At 68.8% G+C, this 17,143-nt stretch carries 15 protein-coding genes and 1 pseudogene; 4 read left to right on the top strand and 12 right to left on the bottom strand.

Annotation, left to right across the window (positions count from 1 at the left end):
• Nucleotides 1-315: 315 nt before the first annotated feature.
• The 4 genes and pseudogenes from ACIRQH_RS37815 to ACIRQH_RS37800 all read right to left on the bottom strand — a co-directional run bounded on the left by ACIRQH_RS37815 (nucleotide 316) and on the right by ACIRQH_RS37800 (nucleotide 3,030).
• Nucleotides 316-685 (bottom strand): annotated as a pseudogene (locus tag ACIRQH_RS37815) (transposase).
• A gap of 82 nt (nucleotides 686-767) precedes the next feature.
• Entirely contained in the window at nucleotides 768-851 is an 84-nt protein-coding gene (locus tag ACIRQH_RS37810) for a hypothetical protein (RefSeq protein ID WP_404229963.1), read from the bottom strand.
• Between the two features lie 258 nt (nucleotides 852-1,109).
• Nucleotides 1,110-1,583, bottom strand: a complete 474-nt coding sequence (locus ACIRQH_RS37805) for a hypothetical protein (protein ID WP_388881701.1) — start codon at nucleotides 1,581-1,583, stop codon at nucleotides 1,110-1,112.
• Between the two features lie 244 nt (nucleotides 1,584-1,827).
• A complete protein-coding gene (locus tag ACIRQH_RS37800; RefSeq protein ID WP_404229760.1) occupies nucleotides 1,828-3,030 on the bottom strand; it encodes a DUF2207 family protein in 1,203 nt (400 codons plus the stop codon).
• Nucleotides 3,031-3,802: 772 nt separating this feature from the next.
• Here ACIRQH_RS37800 and ACIRQH_RS37795 point away from each other — a divergent pair.
• Together ACIRQH_RS37795 and ACIRQH_RS37790 are read left to right on the top strand one after the other, a co-directional pair.
• A complete protein-coding gene (locus ACIRQH_RS37795) occupies nucleotides 3,803-5,311 on the top strand; it encodes a hypothetical protein (RefSeq protein ID WP_404229757.1) in 1,509 nt (502 codons plus the stop codon).
• 107 nt (nucleotides 5,312-5,418) lie between these two features.
• Nucleotides 5,419-7,392 (top strand): WD40 repeat domain-containing protein, encoded by a 1,974-nt coding sequence (locus ACIRQH_RS37790; RefSeq protein WP_404229755.1) that lies wholly within the window; start codon nucleotides 5,419-5,421, stop codon nucleotides 7,390-7,392.
• A gap of 1,356 nt (nucleotides 7,393-8,748) precedes the next feature.
• On the opposite strand, the gene ACIRQH_RS37785 is transcribed toward ACIRQH_RS37790, so the two are convergent.
• The gene (locus ACIRQH_RS37785; protein WP_404229752.1) at nucleotides 8,749-9,654 is read right to left on the bottom strand and encodes an NADP-dependent oxidoreductase; all 906 of its coding nucleotides are present in this window, start codon (nucleotides 9,652-9,654) and stop codon (nucleotides 8,749-8,751) included.
• A gap of 269 nt (nucleotides 9,655-9,923) precedes the next feature.
• Between ACIRQH_RS37785 and ACIRQH_RS37780 the strand changes: the two genes are divergently transcribed.
• A complete protein-coding gene (locus ACIRQH_RS37780; protein WP_388881686.1) occupies nucleotides 9,924-10,301 on the top strand; it encodes a winged helix-turn-helix transcriptional regulator in 378 nt (125 codons plus the stop codon).
• A 300-nt stretch (nucleotides 10,302-10,601) separates the two neighbouring features.
• Entirely contained in the window at nucleotides 10,602-11,069 is a 468-nt protein-coding gene (locus ACIRQH_RS37775) for a cupin domain-containing protein (RefSeq protein ID WP_404229749.1), read from the top strand.
• Between the two features lie 284 nt (nucleotides 11,070-11,353).
• Here ACIRQH_RS37775 and ACIRQH_RS37770 read toward each other — a convergent pair whose 3' ends face one another.
• The 7 genes from ACIRQH_RS37770 to ACIRQH_RS37740 all read right to left on the bottom strand — a co-directional run bounded on the left by ACIRQH_RS37770 (nucleotide 11,354) and on the right by ACIRQH_RS37740 (nucleotide 16,960).
• Nucleotides 11,354-11,644: a hypothetical protein gene (locus ACIRQH_RS37770; RefSeq protein ID WP_388881679.1), complete on the bottom strand. Its 291-nt coding sequence runs from the start codon at nucleotides 11,642-11,644 to the stop codon at nucleotides 11,354-11,356.
• 383 nt (nucleotides 11,645-12,027) lie between these two features.
• Nucleotides 12,028-12,846 (bottom strand): thioesterase II family protein, encoded by an 819-nt coding sequence (locus tag ACIRQH_RS37765; RefSeq protein ID WP_404229746.1) that lies wholly within the window; start codon nucleotides 12,844-12,846, stop codon nucleotides 12,028-12,030.
• A complete protein-coding gene (locus ACIRQH_RS37760; protein ID WP_404229744.1) occupies nucleotides 12,847-13,374 on the bottom strand; it encodes a flavin reductase family protein in 528 nt (175 codons plus the stop codon).
• A 120-nt stretch (nucleotides 13,375-13,494) separates the two neighbouring features.
• Nucleotides 13,495-14,238: an SDR family NAD(P)-dependent oxidoreductase gene (locus ACIRQH_RS37755; protein ID WP_404229742.1), complete on the bottom strand. Its 744-nt coding sequence runs from the start codon at nucleotides 14,236-14,238 to the stop codon at nucleotides 13,495-13,497.
• 52 nt (nucleotides 14,239-14,290) lie between these two features.
• A complete protein-coding gene (gntD, locus tag ACIRQH_RS37750; protein ID WP_388933043.1) occupies nucleotides 14,291-15,310 on the bottom strand; it encodes a guanitoxin biosynthesis L-enduracididine beta-hydroxylase GntD in 1,020 nt (339 codons plus the stop codon).
• Nucleotides 15,267-16,736 (bottom strand): MFS transporter, encoded by a 1,470-nt coding sequence (locus tag ACIRQH_RS37745; RefSeq protein WP_404229739.1) that lies wholly within the window; start codon nucleotides 16,734-16,736, stop codon nucleotides 15,267-15,269. Before ACIRQH_RS37745 ends, gntD begins: the two co-directional genes overlap by 44 nt.
• Nucleotides 16,733-16,960 carry an MbtH family protein gene (locus ACIRQH_RS37740; RefSeq protein WP_388881661.1) on the bottom strand — a complete coding sequence of 76 codons (228 nt, stop codon included), beginning with the start codon at nucleotides 16,958-16,960 and terminating at the stop codon, nucleotides 16,733-16,735. The genes ACIRQH_RS37745 and ACIRQH_RS37740 overlap by 4 nt, the downstream gene beginning before the upstream one ends.
• Nucleotides 16,961-17,143: the final 183 nt, after the last annotated feature.

The raw sequence follows: 17,143 nt of genomic DNA, 5'->3' as shown, positions 1-17,143 counted from the left end.
GGAGCACGTGCGCCGCACCGCTTGACCACGCGCAGATGGCGCACTCGGTGACCGTGCTGAACCTCTCTGACAGGTGCAGTGACAGGAGCGGTTGTCCCACTTTGACCGAAGCGTGCCGCTTGGTCAGACGGGCCAAGCAGCACGCTTCGGCCGCGAAGCGAGAACGTAGTTCCCCTTTCGGGCCTTGCCGCCAGGTGAGGGAATGAGTGCATCCTGTCCGAGGCTTGTGGCAAGGACTGCCACCGACGGTGCCTTCTGGCGTTAGCGAGGCTGGGGCCGGCAGCCGACATCTCCTTTGCGGTCCGGCGTCATGGGTTATGTGTCGAAGGGGTGGGCGCTCACGTCCGACCGGATGGACTGGACATAGGTGAGTCCTCGCTTCGACAGTGCGGCCCGCAGGTGTGCGTTGGTGCCGTAGGCGGCGTCGGCCACCACCAGCGGTGTCATCCCCCAGTCCACTAGGCTGTCGAGCAAATCCAGGGCCGGCCGCCATTTCTCCCGGTGCGTGATCTCAGGCGGAATCAGGGTCCTGGTGCGGCGGTGGCTGTCCGTAGCCCAGTCCTCGGGCAGGAACAACCTCCACTGCAAAGGGCAAGGCGCTGTCACTGGCGGCGTGGACACTGACGGCGGCCTGGCAGTTCGCGCGTTTACCCAAGGCTCCGCAGTATTGGGGAGCCACCGACATCCGGCCGTCCTTGGGCATCGACACATCATCGATCACCCAGGCCACGGGTCGATCAACGGCAGCAGACGCTCATGTTCCGCCGCTACACGAACGCCGGATCCCAGGTCGACTGGTTCACGAACTGCTGCAGGTCCTGCTCGTTGCCGTCCGGCAGCCGCTCAGCCATCGCCTGAATCGACTTGCGGCGATCGTCCAGCTTGAGTCCCCGCAGTAACAGTCACCCTTGGCCCGCTGATCCTTCCGCGGCATCGAAGCCAACACATCGGCCACGAACAATGCCAACGTCGCCCGAACGCGTCTCACTTCATGTAAATCCACCCATCCAACATGCTCTTGATCAGGCGAACAGGAAGACCTAACGGAGTCGTATTAGCGGGCGAGAGCTGTTCTCCCGGCGGCATCTTGAGGCGGTCGAGAGATCCGTTCAGCCGATGGTGAAGCGCTGGTTCTGGGCGCCTCGGTCGCAGCGGGCAGTGCGGTAGTAGCCGTTGTCCTGCTGGTAGAGGCAGCGGCCCGTGCCGACGCTCTGGAGCATGATGGCGCTGCGCGGGGCAGGCTGGACGGTGCGCCACTTCTGGTATGAGCCGCCGTTACAGCGCAGGGGGTAGACGTCGCCCCGGTCATTGCTGTCGAGGCAACGGCCCCAGACGTTGTTCTTAAGAGTGGTGTTGGTGTTGAGGCGGCCGTTCCACTGCCACAGGAGGCTGCCGCGTCCGGTGGTGCAGCGGTCGCCCTTGAGGCCGGTCTCGTCGGTCTCGCGCAGGCAGTCACCGTAGCGGTAGTTCGCGAAGCGGCTGGTGGCGGTGGCAGCCGAGGCGGGTGTGGGGGCGAGGAGGGAGAGGGCGAGGCCGGCTGCGGCGATGAGGGCGGCGAAGGCGTTCCGGGTCGGGCGGCGCACTGGGGGGTCTCCTTACAGTGGTTTTCAGAGGTACCTCGACAGGATCCCCGAACATCATCGCCTACGCCTGAAAAATGGGGAGAAACTCGGATCGGGCCGCTTATTCCGGCCGATCTGGTCCGGGGACGGCGCTGGGCCGATCACCGCGGCACGCTTGGGACCATCGCTCCTGATGTGATCGTGTCATTTGAAGACAACTCCTAGTCCTAGCGGGCGCATCCGTGCCGGAGAGCGGATCCGATCGTCAGTCGGCCCGCGACACGGCCTCGACCACACTGATCTGATGGATCTCGCGCCGACGCGGGCTGCAGTGGACATCGACGATGTCCCCTACCCGGAACCGGTCCTTGAGCTCAGGATTCGCTTTGCGTGAAAACATCGGCCGACTCCACTGGCCGACCTCGAAGGACCACGCTTTCCGTGTCGCTGGGTCCTCGATTGAGCAGCAGTAGTGCGTGACATCCGTGTGCGGGTCATCGTGGTGAGTGTCGTAGTCCCAGCGCGAGATGACGGCACCGCGAAAGCTGGATTCGTCGGGAACCGCGAGGACATGACGGCGGGCCGGCAGCCACAGGCCCCACAGCAGTACGCCGGTGAGCACTGGGGCGGTGTCCCATTCCCAGTCGAAGGGCAGGCGCGCGGTCAGGCTTAGCACGACGGCGGCGACGGAGGCGGCGCACACGGTTACGGCCAGCACTACGAACTGCCACAGGTGTCCCCAGCGTGGGATATCCAGCGGCCCTGTGTCCACGACGTGCCACGATCTCCCGTACGAGGACCAGATTCGCCGCGGCTCGCGTACGGGAAGCGCCGATTCGGGACCAGTCCCTCCCACCTGGCGTTTGGGCAGCCGATGGTCTCCAGCGCACTCGTGGGTCCGCCATTCGCGCGCGGCCTGCCGTCCGGCGGCCGTCAACCTGGGCCCGGACCCGAGCGGGACGTCGGACAGCCACACCAGCCCCAACAGGCTCAGCACGAGAACTACTTCGAGAAGGATCCGCATCCAGTCGGGACTCCACGACACGCCGGCCCAAAGGGCGCCAAACCAGGCTGCGAGGGCCGCACCCCGATACACCAGCGTCACGTACTTGTTGCGGGCCGGGCGTATGAGACCCAGGGCCGTCGTCTCGTCGCGGACACTGTCCTGAAAGCCGCGCCACCACACCCAGAACTCGTCGCCGTCGCCCGGCCCGAGGGCGCCTATCGGGACACGGTCGACACCGCTTCGGGAACGCCGACGGATCCGCTCGACCACCAGTTCCTCGACGGGCCGCAGCGGTGCCGTGTCGGAGGTGCGCGGGAGCATCCGTACGGTCAACGTTCCGTCGGCCTTCTGTTCACCCTGCAGCCGGCCTGTGCGGACCATCTCCATGGCGGTGGTCTCGATGGCCTTCGGAGTTGCCTCCCCGTCTCCGAGAAGCAGGTTCACCACATCCGCGGTCAGCATTCGATGTTCCATACCCGCCCCCTGAAATCTGACCGAGACGACTGTAGATGCTCTTGGGCATCGCCGCACCGGGGTAATTGCCCAGCCGAGGCACCGTCGAAGCCGGTGCCCGACTTTAAGACTGACCACGCCGAGATTCTCACTCAGCGCACCGGCACGGGCGAACTCCTTGCCTTGCTATGCGACTTGCGGCCCAATTCCGAGGACACCGTTCAGCGAAACGCCAACCTCCAACAGCGCGTCCACCAGGTCACCACGAACAACGGCACATGGGCAGAGCGGCTCGAGACCTCTCGTTCGAACCTGCGCTTCCGGATCCGGCGCGGGTGCTGGTCAAGAGGAAGTCGGTTGATTACCGCTCAGGTCGACCACAGCAGAACGCTGAGAGCCCGCACGGTCGGGATGATTGAGCGGGATCTGTCGTTTCTGCGGCTTGTGCGGGATTCCGGAGCCGGCTGTGGTCGTGTGTTGCCGGGCGGTGTTTCGGGTTGCCGATATCGAGTTCGTCGCTGCGGGCATACCCCATGCGGCTTGCCACGATGGGCTGTTGCCGGCACGGCCGTTCGGCATCGGCGACCGCCCAGGTGGCGAGCGGCTATCTGTGGCGATCGGACCGAGTCCCGCCGTACTGTTGGGGCCGCCTGAGCGGGTGCACGGCTGGTGGCTTCACCAGGGGGGACCAGGTATGGCAGAGGGGTTGGCCCAGTGGGGGCCAGAGCTGTTCTTGATGCGGGAACGGGAGCGACGTCGCGGCCTGGCACCGGAGAACGACGTGCGAAGAGACATCGTGCAAGGGGGGTTCGAGCCGTGCCTGCTGACCCTTCTGCGGCTGTCGGTGGACAGGGAGCCGGGCACCAGTCTCACCAGTGGGTGGCTCCTGAGGGCGCTCGCCCGCACCCGCCACCTTGTCCGCGCCGCTGAGCTGGCGTACACGATCAGTGACGAGCTCGAACAGGGTACTCAGCTTTTGGAGTTGGTGAAGGCCGCGGCGGGCGCGGGAGACCTGGGCGGCGCTCAGGCACTGGCCGAGTCGATTCCCCTGTGGCAGCTGCGGGATCAGGCACTGGTCGCCCTCGTGCCGGCGTGGGCTCGTGCCGGTGAGCGGGATAGGTCTGTCGCTCTGGCGGAGAGGATCCGATACCCGCACAACTGGGGGTGGGCCTGGGCCCTGCTGGCGAGGGTGGTGGCGGACAGCGGTGACATTGATGAGGCGTTGAGGTTCGCCGCTCGCGCCGACGACGAGGTGAGTATCTACGCCTTCGACGGGACGGAACAACTGCTCGCCCTCCTCGTGGAGGTTGCCGTCGCCACCGGCGACCATGACCGGGCCGCCGCACTCGCCGACCGCGTGGAGGACATCACCTGGTCACGCAATCCGACCGGGTGGTCCAAGGCCCGCTCCCTGGCGGTGGTGCTGGCCCGCGAGGCGCTTGAGGGAGACCTCGGCCGGCTCGACGCTCTCATGCGCCCCCGGCCCGGACCCGCTGACGGGGCAGGGAGCAACCTACGGGTGCGGGCACGGGGCGAAGCCGGCGATCAGGACATGGCTTCGGAAGGAGACCTGGATGGGTCCGTCGCTCGCCCACTCTCCGCCAGATCCCCGCTGGACGCCTGGGACATGGCATGTGTGCTCGATGCGGTCGTCGCGACCGCCGACCAGGACGTGGCCTTGGCCCTGGCCAGCCGGGCCGAGACACTGCTTGCGACCGGTGACGGCCGTGATCACGACATCCTCCTGAGGTCTCTGATGCTTCTGCTCGCCCGGCATGGACAGGCCGAGCGGGCCATGGCCCTTGCCGACCGGCTCGACTCCGAGCTGTCCGCGGCGCGGCAGGCGGACATCGTCGGGGAACTTGCCAGCTCTGGCGACGCGCGCGGGTCGGAGGCTCTCGCTCACGCGATCACCGACCGCCGGGCACAGGACAGGGCGCTGATCGAAGTGGTCCGGATGCTGGCCCTGCGCGGCGATCAGGACCGGGCCAAGGTCCTGGTCCACTCGATCAACGACCGCTGGGCGCAGGGCGAGGCACTGCTCGCGGTCGCCCGAGAGACGGCCCGGCACGGCGATCCGGACGCAGCCGAGGCTCTCGCCCGCTCGATCGCCTATCGCGGGACACGAGCCCGCGCGCTGGCCGCACTTGTGGAAATGTCCGAGCCGTCCCGCGCCCGCAGGCTCGCCGCGCAGGCGGTGGTTCTCGGAGGCTGGGATCCAGTTCTGCCGGTCCTGGAGCAGGTCGTGCCCCGTTCAGTGGCAGTGGTCGTCGATCAGATGATGAGTTGAGCAAGGCTGCCGGACACCAAGCCCCCGATGTCAGTGCCGATTGCGAGACTTGTTGCATGATTCCGAAGCTGCCCTTGCACAGCCCTCGTTGGCGCGACCTTGACGGTGTGACGGCCGACGAGGTGAAAGCACTCCTGGAGCAGTTGGCCGCCGCGGCTGACACCAAGGACGGCGATGCGTGGAGACAGACCTGGACCTACCTGGCCGGTGGTCTGCTGGACGACGGGACCGTCGCCGACGGCGCCTACGCGGCCCTGCCTCATCTCGTCGAGGCGGCAGCGGCCCTGCCTCCGGGGCAGTCCGTGGACTTCTGGGTGGACCTGGGGTGCATCGTGACCGCGGAGGACAGGCCCCCCGTCCCGGCCGACCTCAAGGCAGGATTCAGCGCAGCACTGCGGGCGGCCGAGGGGGCGGCCATACGGAGCCTCCTTTCCGCCGGCGCTTCCGCACAGGTCTGCGCCCACCTCGTGCTCTCCTGCGTGGCCTTCGCCGGCCATCACACGGGCGAAGCGTTGTGGCGGCTTGGCGATCCCGGGGAAAGAAGCCTTCAGCTGGTGTGTCCCGGGTGTGAGAGCGACACCGAGGTCCCTGATTTTTTCGTGGAACTGGTGCATCCGCCTTTCGAGGCTCCGCAGTTGCTCGATCCCGCTCGCATCCGTGCGGAAGACCATCCATGGCGCGAGGTCGCCACAGCGTTGCCGGATGAGGCGCTGGGGGAGGGGTGGGAGCCCTTCCTGCGGGTGGGACGCGAGGTTGCGGCGGTCGGCGTTCCCGACGAAACGCCGGGGCAGGCAGTCCTGTGCCTCGTCGCCGGCATGGTCGCGGTCAAAGGCAGCCCGCGGCGGGCAGCGAGGGAATGGGCCCGCAAACTGATGTCGCTCACCGGACACTTCCGCTGCTGGGACTGCGAGCGGACCTGGACGATCGCCGACGGCCTGGCAGAGGACCCGAACGGCGCGTTCCCTCAGGAGCGTCCGGCGATCGCTTCTACAGACGCCGGCAGGTCGCCTGACTCGGCGACGGTCGGCCGAACAGGTGGAGCGGCGAACCGGTTCCGGCAGGACGGGAACGTGGTGCTCGCGGCCGACGGCACACCCTGGGGCCGTATCGCCGTGTTCTCTGATTCCACGCCCGGATCGTTCGGGGGCGTCGATTCCTTGACGGTGGTGTCCCGCCCCGGTCAGCCGACGCTCGTGGCCGGCGCCGGGGACAGAGGCATGGTGGGCCTGTGGGACGTGGCCGACGGCCGACGCATCCATGACCCGCTGCCAGGACATCCTGACCGCATACGCTCCATGACGGCCCTGCCTCTGCCCGACGGCCGCGTCCTGCTGGCGAGCGGAGGCGACACCGGGACGATCGCCGTGTGGAACCCTTACGCCGGGCAGCCGGTGCGCGAACCGGCCGGCGACTGGCCCGGCGGGGTGACGGGCATGTGCGCCGCGACCATCCCCGACGGCCGCACCCTGCTCGTCACGGCTACTCCCCGAGGCGCGGTCCGGATGTGGGATCCGAACACGGGTGACTGCGTCGGGCGCCTCAACCCCTATGGCAGTCCGATCCAGTCGATCGCCGCCGTCCCGATCTCCGCCGGCCACACGCTGATCGCGGCCTCGGACACCGCAGGCCGCCTCCACGTGTGGGATCCAGCCGTCGACGACCCCTGGAAGCCCGGCGCGGCCGTGCAACTGAACGCGCGTGCACTCGCCGATGCCGACCACCGGGTGGCGGCTGTGGCGGCTGTGCCCACGCCCGACCGAACCGTGCTGGCCACGGGAGACAACCGTGGCGTGGTCATGCTGTGGGACCCGGCCACCGGTGCCCCGATCGGAGACGGTCTGCCCGCCTCCACCGGCACCGCCGGCCTGCCGGTCATCACCGCCACCACCCTGCAGGGCGGGCGCACGGTCCTGGTCGCGGGCACCCGTCACGGTCACCGACTGCGGGTATGGGAGCCGGAGACCGGCACGGTGGACAACATCGCCCTGGAAGCGGCTCTCACCTGTCTGGCCACCGCGGGGCCGGACCTGATCGTCGGACACGACCGCGGAGTCCTCAGCCTCCCGCTCACCAGACGGTGAACGCATTCGGCCGCAACGCTCGCCCCGACGCGCGGAGCTTCGGCAGACAGCGAACCCCCTCGACCGCGGATACACGCCGGCGTCGATCAAGGAGCTCCTGGAGGCATGAGACGCGGGGCGTGGGCGGCCTTGACACTCGACGGCGTGATCCTCGTCGCCACCGTGACAACCCGCCTCCAGACCGGCTACAGGTGAGGCGGTCAAGGGCTCGTGGGCCGACCCAAGTCTGCGTCGATGAAGATGGCGTCGAGCGTCAGTGTCCCGTCTCACTGAACCTTGACCGATCTCACCGACCTTTGACCGGGTTCGCGATTGAGCAGGGGATTCGGGCACCCGATGCCTCGGACCGACAGACAGCGGCAAAAGGCAGTCGACCTGACCATGAGGGTCGTCGTGGAGGGCGTAGCTCTGGGCCCGCCACGGCCCCGTTGCACGTGTCGAACACCGGGGAGCACTCGACAGTCACCCTTCACTCGCGCGGAGCCCGGTGGCAACCTCGTCTGCAAGGGGGGTTGTTGAGCGTGGCCAGGTGAAGGTGAAGGTGAAACGGTGAGAGGGGCGATCGTACGTCACTGCGGCGCCGCAGGGAGCGAACCCCAAGCGGCGGTGAATCCAGCCGTCGAGGGCCAGAGCTGCGACCTCGGAACGGTAGTCGGCGCCGGGGGATGTGAACGCAGTGACATCGAGGATTAGGGCCTGGCAGCGGTCAACTGCTCCGTGTGCAGGGCAGTACCGAAAGCAAGCCACGCAACGTTCAGCCAGTACGGGCTCCGATCCACAGGCAGCCGTGGGTACGGCGAGCGATTGATGAGAAGCTCGGTCCGAGGCGGGGTGTCGTCCGTCTCGTACGCGTCGGCCCCTAGATCTGCGGCCAAGCCCATGTCGGCGTGGAGGTAGCGGTATCGAAAAGTGTCGTACACGGCGCACATACACGGCGCACATCCTTCGCGACGGACCGCTGCCTCGCCCAGCGATCCACGGCTATGGCTCCGATCAAAGTTCGGTGAGATCGGTCAAGGTCAGTGAGACGGGACAGTCAGTACCGTGCCCGCCCGGCCAAGGCGCGGTCGGCCAAGTGCCCGAGGCCCGGTTGGAACAACGGCCGACGATTGCAGTCAGCGGTCGGCCGCACAGTCCGTCCAGGGCGATGTCGGCGTGCGGGCGGGTGCCCGGTGGCAGGTCCTGGCCCGGTGCGGCGGCCGCGCACAGCCGGGTGGGCTGGTGTCGCAGGGCTTGGGGCGGTCTCGGGTGTCCGGCTTCGGGACCCTCAGTGCAACTGCCGAGAAGGCGCCGCTGGTGGGTGACCATCGGCGCTTGCGCAGGGTCTCCAGTACGGAGATTTTCCGACGGCGTCTGTCAGATGCAGATCACGATCTTTCCGCGTGTGCGTCCGCGCTCGGCGTGCGCGTGGGCCTCGGCGATCCGCTCCAAGGGGTAGGTCTGTTCGATCCGAGGTGTGTAGCGGCCGTGCCGGCCCAGTTGGGCTGCCGTGGACAGGAGGGTGGAGTCGTTGTCCGCGTTGACCACATGTGTGCCCAGGCGCTGTCCGCCCGCGTGGTCGGCGACCGTCGCGACGTGCTTGGGGTTGCCTGTGATCGCGACGAGGTCGTCCAGGGATCCGGAGGCCGCGGTGTCCAGTGCGATGTCGACGCCGTGCGGAGCCAGGATGGCGAGGCGTTGGGCAAGGCCGGGTCCGTATGTGGTCGCAATGGCGCCGAGAGAGGTGAGGAATTCGTGATTGCGTTCGCTGGCTGTGCCGATCACGGTGGCACCCTCTGCCACGGCGATCTCGACGGCCGCGCTGCCCACGCCTCCGGCGGCGCCCTCGATGAGAAGGGTGCGCCCCGCGAGGGAGCCGAGCGCGTTCAGGCCACGCATCGCGGTCACGGACGCGAGGCCGGCGCCCGCGGCTTGCTCATTGCTCCACTCGTCGGGCGCGGGGGCCCAGGCTGAGAGGAGGACCAGCTCCGCGGTCGCGCCGGTGACGCCGCCGAGGCCGAAGACGCGGTCGCCGATGCTCACCCCCTGCACTCCGTCGCCGATTTCGTCGACCACGCCGGCGGCGTCGCGCCCGGGGATGGCGGGCATCTCGAGGGGGATCAGCTGGCGCAGCGCGCCGGCGCGCAGCTTCCAGTCGATGGGATTGACGCTGGCCGCTGCGGCGCGGACGCGGATCTCACCAAGCCCAGGATGAGGGTCGGAGGCCTGCTCGATCACCAGGCTCTCGACTCCGCCGTATTCGTGGAAGCGGGCTGCACGCATGATGTTCTGCCTTACCTTTGCGGGTTGAACAGCTCGTTGGACGTTTGCCTGACGGACGACGGGTGGACAGCGGTAAGTCGGCCGCCTTCCGGCCGGAGGAAGAGGGAGGGGGATCGGTGGGGATGGCCGAACGGGCGGGCCTCGCCCGCCCAGACAACCACGATGATCCTGCCCAACGGGGAATAGCTTCCGCCGCGTCGCTGCTCTCGAACATATCCAGAAGGTTGGTCACCGTCTGGATACCAAGACCGGAGACGGGAGACCCCTGGATGACGCAACGGACACCGCTTCCGCCCGATTTTTTCGACGAGCTGTGCCCGTCCCCGTTGCTGCCTTTCCGCTTCGGCGACAAGTGGGCCCCGATGGTGCTGCGCTGTCTGGAAGACGGCCCGCGCAGATTCTCCGAGCTCCGCGTGCCACTGGGCCGTGTCACCCCGAAGGTGCTCACCCAGTCGCTCCGTGGCTTGGAGCGGAACGGGTATGTGTCACGCACGGTGCACGCCGACCCGAAAGCGCGGGTGGAGTACGCGCTGACAGCGTTGGGGCGCAGCGCCCTCGGACCGCTGGCTGTCGCGTGCGAATGGGCGACCGAGCACTGGGACGAGTTGCTCGACGCCTACGAGGGCGGCACCGCCTCGAACGGCTAGCAGTGGCGCGGCCCTGGCCACTCGCTACGACAAGACCGCCACGCTCCAGCCGCCCGGCGAAACCCGCAGGTCAGACAGCAAAATCCTGCTGGAGCACTAGGGGCGAGGGGTTCAGGGCGCGAGGGCGTGCGGGCCTGTGCAACGGCGGCTGAGGCGAAAAGGTCGGGTCCCGTCGGTAGAATGGTGGGGTCTGACCGGTGGATGCAGCGCCGGTCGTGAGTGCCTGATGGGACCGCTGAGCATCACGGCGCTGGCTGTGTTATGTGGATCTTTCAAGCGATAACTCTCGAAGGAGTCGCGATGGAAGCCAAGACCCCTGCCCTGGTCGTACGGCCTGATGAGGCGGGCGGAGCGACGCTCTCGAACGGCGGGTTCGAGCTGCTCGCAGACGGCGGTGCGGTCAGTGCCAGCCGTCTCACTCTCACGAACGGTGCCGATGGCGCTCCTCCGCACCATCACAAGTTGTCCCACGAGCTCTTCTACGTGCTCGGCGGGACCATGCTCTTCCGCCTGGGCGACACCCTGGCGACGGTGGGGAAAGGCGGCCTGGTCATCGTCCCTCCTGGCCTGCCTCACGTTTTCGGAGCGGCTGAGGACGAGGAAGCGGATGTGTTCGTCGTCCTGAGCCCGGGCATCGAGCGGTTCGGCTATTTCGAGCAGTTGGCTGCCATCAGCCGCGGTGAAGTCGAATTCGACTCGCTCATCCCTGAGCAAGACCGCTATGACGTGCACTTCGAGAGGCTCCCCAACTGGCGATCCGCTCCCTAGACATCAGCTGAGGGTTCGTTCCAAGTTGAGTGGCAACGAGGGGCGCGGGGCGACGTGCCGGGCGACTTGCGGGTGTTGATCGTGCTGTCGGGGTTCCCACTGATGACGACGTACCGGTCCCCGAACCGGACGGCCATGCAGTCACCGACAGTGAGCGCCCACCGATGTACGCGCCGTGGACGGCATCCCAGGTGCGCGGGTCCTCGTCGAGGAACGCGCAGGCCTCGGCGTGGACTCCAGCGCTGGGATGCCGTCCCAGAACGGGCGGGCGTGGGAGAGCGCGATCACCACAACAGGAAAGCGGTGATCAGCCATCCTGGCAGCGCGAGGAGGAATCCCGTGACGGCCAAGCCCATGCCTCGCTGGCCTCGTCGGCCGATCTGGATGCCGGCTGTGATGCTGAAAACGAGCGCCAGCGGCGTGAAGACGATCAACGACACAAGCAGCCCGAGCAGGCCGAGACCGAGAAGCAACAGCAACGACAGCAGTGAGAGGACCAGCGCGGCGATGGCGGCAGCGTTCCATACTGCCGGCGGATGCACTGGTCCGCCGGCCGAGAGGTAAGGGCCGGACACAGGGTGCCATTGTGGGCCCGCGTATGGGTCGGGTTGCCTGCCTGTGGTCGGATCTGAATTCGTCATCGGATGGTGCCCTCCAGGACCCGCGGCTGCGGTCGAGCGGTGCACCGACCCGCCGAAAGATTCGCACAGGGGTGCGCTGTTTGATACCTCGGCCCCTCGGTGCGCAGTGTCGGGCGGGCGGTGGCGGTCGCAGTACCGTCGACTGCGATCACCCCGCCGATCTGCGTGCCCGGTGGGGCGTCACGGCCGTCGGCGCGTTCCAGGCCCCGGACTTCGGGTGGCGCGCTCGGTCCGCCCAATCTTATGACTCGCCCCGCGACGTGGAGTACGTCATCGAGCCGGCGCGGAGCGAGGCGCCGGTTCGAGACCCGAGCGGGTCACAGCGACCCCAACAGCCGGGCCCGGATGTCTGTCGTCAGCTCTCTTCGGTGCTGCTGGAGGTAGAAGTGGCCGCCCGGGAAGGAGCGGGTCGTGGTGGGGGCGTGGGTGTGGAGTTGCCAGTCGGGCATGGCGGTCGGGGGTGTTCGGGCATCGTCCTGCCCGTGGTACGCGGTGATCGGTACGTCCAGTGGCCCGGGCGCGGAGGTGTGCCGGTAGGTCTCGATCAGCTGGTAGTCCGCTCTGACCGCGGGCATCACCAGGGCCCTCAGCTCCTCGTCGGCCAGCACCTGGGTGTCGGTTCCGCCCTGTTCGAGGAGGTCGGCCGCGAGGGCGGCGTCGCTCTTCAGGTGACGGGTGCCGGGAAGCATCCGGTGCGGGGGCACCAGGCCCGAGACGAACAGGTGCGTCGGTCGGACCCCGTGCCGGGACTGCAGCAGTCGAGCCGCCTCGTACGCCACGGCCGCACCCATGCTGTGCCCGAACAGCGCAAGAGACCCGCGCTCCGCCAGGGGGGCCAGTGCGGCGGCGACCTCTCCGGCCATCACCGTCATGTCGGTGATGCACGGTTCGTCGAATCGGTCCTGTCGTCCCGGGTAGCAGACGGCAACCACGTCGAGGGACGGGGCAAGGAGAGTCGGCCAGTCGCGGAAGAACGTCGGTGCGCCACCCGCGTGCGGCAGGCAGACGAGGGTGGCCTTGGCCTTGCCCTTGGTCGTGGTGGGCGGCGGTCCGTAACGGCGCAGCCAGCGACCTGCGTTCGATGCAGGTGGAGGTGTGGCCTCCGGAGTTGTGCGGTGCGAGGAGGTCGGGTGCATTCAGGCCTCCGGGCGGGTCTGGCGCCGGGCGTAGTGCACCAGCGGGTCCTCGTGGTCTTCGGTCCGTACGTGCAGCACCTCACCCACCACCAACGTGTGGTCCGCCAGCGGCACGAGGCGGGTGACGCGGCACACCAGACCGGCTACCGCACCGGTGAGCAGTGGTGCCCCGAACCGGCCGGTGTGCTCGACTCCTTCGAACCGTTCCCTGGAGGAAAGCCGCGCGAACCGGTCGGCCAGGGCGCGCAGCGGCCACGGCAGTACGTTCACGGCGAAGAGACCCGCTGCGGTGATGTGCCGGAGCGTGCTGCTCGCCGACGTCAGTGACACCACCATGGTGGGCGGTTGGTCGGTCAGGGAGAACACGGCGGTCGCGGTGCAGCCGACCGGCGCGTCGGTGTCGTAGGCCGTCACCACCGTGACGCTGGCGGCGAAGCGGGTCATCGCCTCGCGGAACGTCTCGGGCGCGACCGTGTCGGTGCCGCCGGGCGAGGGCCCTGCCACGGGCCCATCGGTGATCGCGGTCATGGTGGCCTCTTCTTCTCCTGGTGCGGGTTCGTACAGCGGGTGGAGGGTCGTGCGGGGTCGTATGGGGGCCGGTCCCCGCCCTGCTGCGGAGCCGGGCGGGGACCGGTGGTGCGTGGTCGGTCAGGCCCGTTCGGCGGTGCCCCACTCTGCGGTCGTCGCACCGGCTGTCTCGCCGCCGTCGATGACGAGTTCCTGGCCCGTGAGGAACGCCGCGTCCGGTGAGGCGAGGTAGAAGAAGGCCGACGCGATCTCGGCGGGGTCGGCATGCCTCCCGGCCGGGATGCGGGCGTTGACGTCCGCCAGCATCTCGCCGGTGTACTCGGCGAGTTGCATCGGCGTGAGGACGGCGCCCGGACTCACGCAGGCGACCCGTACACGGGGGCTGAGTTCCAGGGCGAAGGTCTGGGTGAGGGCGATGACGCCGGCCTTGGTGGCGTTGTAGTCGGCGTAGTTGGGGTATCCGCGGCGGCCGTTGACCGAAGCGGTCGCGAGGAGCACGCCGGTGTCCTGGTCCGCCATGAGGCGGGCCGCGGAGCGCCACAGGCCGAGCGTGCCGAGCAGATTGACGTCGACCACCCGGCGGGCGTCCTTCTCGCTGATGTCGAGGACACCGTGACGGATGCTGATGCCGGCGTTGGCGATGACCACGTCCAGGCATCCGTGGTCCCGGTGGATCTGGGCGAGGGCGTCCTCCACGGCCTGCCAGTCCGCCACGTCACAGCGGACCCATGTGACGAACTCGCCCTGCTCGCCCGGCGGTTCAGCGATGTCAAGATTGACGACGCGGTCGCCCGCACGGGCGAAGCGTTCGACGGTGGCCCGGCCGATACCGCTGGAGCCACCGGTCACGACGATGGTGCGCATCTGTGGATGTCCCTTTCCTGAGGGGATGACGGTGAGGCGTACCGGGCGCGGGTCAGAAGAGGATGCGGGTGTTCCCGGGCGAGGCGTGCGGGGTGGTCTTGCGCAGGTCACGGCTGACGATCATGCGCTTCAGCCAGCGGTCGGTGCCGTCGTGCGTCGCGCGGAACGCCCTGCGGCCGTGCACGGCCACGTAGTTGTCCACGACCGCGAGGCTGCCCTGTTCCACGACGACGTCGAGTTGCACCCGCTCCAGCTCCTCCATCAGCTCGTCCAGCGCCTCCTGGGCGGTGCCGTCCTCGCCGACGCAGGTCATGAACGGGTAGTCGATGCGCAGATACGGCCGCTCGTGCTCGCCTGAGAGCACGGCCACGGGCTCGGGGTCGTTCTGCATCCGCAGCATGCGGGCGAGGGCGGGATGGCCGGGGTGGCGTGACTGGAGCTGGCGTACGTGTTCGTCGTCGGGGCGGATCAGGAACCGGGGCGAGCGCAGCAGGTCCGCGGTCTCGTCGCTCATCTTGACGTCGCGTACCGAGGAGACGATGGTCGGCACGCGCTCGTGGTTGCGCATGCCGAACAGCAGGAGGTAGTCGGCGCGGCCGGGGTGGAATCCGTCCTCGGTGTGGAACTCGAGGAGGCATTCGCTGCCGTGCCCGCTCTGGCGCAGTTCGTCACCGCGGATCGGCAGCAGGTTCTGCGTCACCCGGCCCAGTTGGAGGGTCGAGAAGGTGAACGGGTCACCGAGGGCGGTACCGACCATGGCGAGGAAGAGCTCCTGGTCGAGGACCGCGCCCTGGACGGGTACGTCCTCCCAGTGGGCCGGCGTGGGACCGACGGCCTCGTCGTCGACCGGGAATCCGTGGATGACCAGGGCCGCGGCCGGCTCGGTGCGGCGGAACTGTTCCAGGAAGGTGCGCAGTCCGGCCGGGAGGTGGAGCGCGGCGTCCCAGTGCTCGTCGTAGAAGGCGGGCTGTGCGGGGGACAGTGCCCCCTCGCGGAAGCGGGCCAGCGCCTCCTGGATCTGTTCCGTCTCAGCGGCGGAGAGCCCGTATTCGAGGGGTATGCCGTGGTACATGTCTGGACCTGCCGTTTTCTGAAGGGGAGTTGAGGTGGGGTGAGGTGGATGTGGGGGAGGCCGAGGGCGGGGGAGGGGAAGTCACGGGCGGAGAAGCCGACGGCGAGGAGGGGAGTGAGGGGGAGGTCGATGACGGGCCGGCGGACGCGGCGGGCATCGGGATCAGGGAGAGCGCGGCGCACACCAGGCAGAGCACGCCGCTGAACCGGAAGGCGAGACCCGCACCGCCCTGCGCGAGCAGCACACCGGCGACCGCCGTACCGAGGCCGCTGCCGAGCGCGTCCGCCGCACCGAGAGCGCCGAAGGCCTTGGCCGTACGGTCCGGGCCCGCGTCACGCGCCACCTTCGCGGAGATCAGCGGCAGCGCGACGGCGAGCAGGAAGCCCTCGGCGAGCGACAGGGCGACGGCCACCCCGGTCACGTCGACCAGCGGGTAGAGGCACGCCGAGCCGCCGAGGAGAAGCGCGGCGCAGCGGATCAGCGTCGTCCGGGGAACCCGGCGCAGCAGTGTCCCCGCCCCGGGTGACAGCAGGAGCGCCGGGAGCGCGAGGCATGCCATCGACCAGGCCACGACGGAGTCCGCGGCTCCGAGCCCGCGCAGGTAGACGGCCCAGACCACGGAGTAGCCGCCGTACAGGGCGGTGATCCCGAACAGCAGCACCAGCGCCGGCCACACGAGCCCGAACAGGGCCCCAGGAGCGACCGGTGCCGAGTTCGGCCCGGGCCGGACGAGTGCCCCCTGGCTCGGCTGGGCGGAGGGCGATGCCGGGTGAGCCCCGGATCGGGCAAGGGGCGGTGAGTCCGGCCGGGTGGGCGCCGAAGCCCTTTCCCGTCGCACCCCCGAGCCTGCCACCGCCATGGCGGCGACGCCGACGGCGGTGGCATACCAGGCCGCCCCGCCGCTGCCGTGCAGCAGTGCGGCGCCCGCGCCGAGCGGACCGGTGAGCGCACCGAGCATCTGCGCGGCGGTCAACCGGCCGTAGGCGCGTTCCAGACGACTGGTCCGCTCCGTTTCCGCCTCCGTGGAACGCCCCGGGGGGCGTCCCGCGGAGGGGTCGGATACGTCGAGCCGGTCGGTGGCGAGGGTGGCGCGCAGTCCGGTGCCGGTCAGCGCGCCACCCGCCATCACCAGGAAGTCGGCGGCGGCCAGGCTCCACCAGGTCGTGAAGATGGCGAACGCCAGGCAGCCGATGCTCTGCAGCAAGGTGCCCAGAAGGGTGATCCGGGTCGTGCGGCAGCGGTGACCCCAGCGGCTCACGGCGAGTTGTGCCAGGGCTCCGCCCGCCGCGGCGGCCGTCATCACCAACCCGATGTGGTCCTTGGCGACGTCCCGGTCGAGGAGGATGAGCGTCTCCGCCGAGAAGAGGCCGAGTTGACTTGTCCGGGCGAGGAAGGCCGTGGCCGGAACCGTGAGCGGGACGCTCACCGCGCGGTGGCGGCGTCGGCTGCCATGGCCTCGACCAGGCTCCGGGGACGCAGGTCGGTCCAGTGCTCGCCGATGTAGTCGAGGCAGTCCTGGCGGGTGCCTTCGGCGTGGGCGACAGTCCAGCCGGCGGGAACCTCCGCGAACGCGGGCCACAGGGAGTGCTGGTTCTCGTCATTGACGAGAACGAGGAAGGAGCCGTCCTGGTTGTCGAAGGGGCTGTTCATGGTGGGTGTCTCCTTGACTGTCGTGTGTCTGCCGGAGATGGCGTTCGCCGGTTCCGGTGGAGTGGGCAGGTGACGGGCGGCGCAGGGCCGCCCGGGCTCACGGGGTCACCAGGGCATGGCAGAGACAGGCCTGGCGTACGAGGTCGACGTCGAGGTGGAAAGAGAGGTGGAGGTGAGGGCCGG

Source organism: Streptomyces sp. NPDC102279, assembly GCF_044766365.1.
In the GTDB taxonomy this organism is placed as follows: domain Bacteria; phylum Actinomycetota; class Actinomycetes; order Streptomycetales; family Streptomycetaceae; genus Streptomyces.
This window is presented reverse-complemented; position numbering and strand designations above follow the sequence as displayed.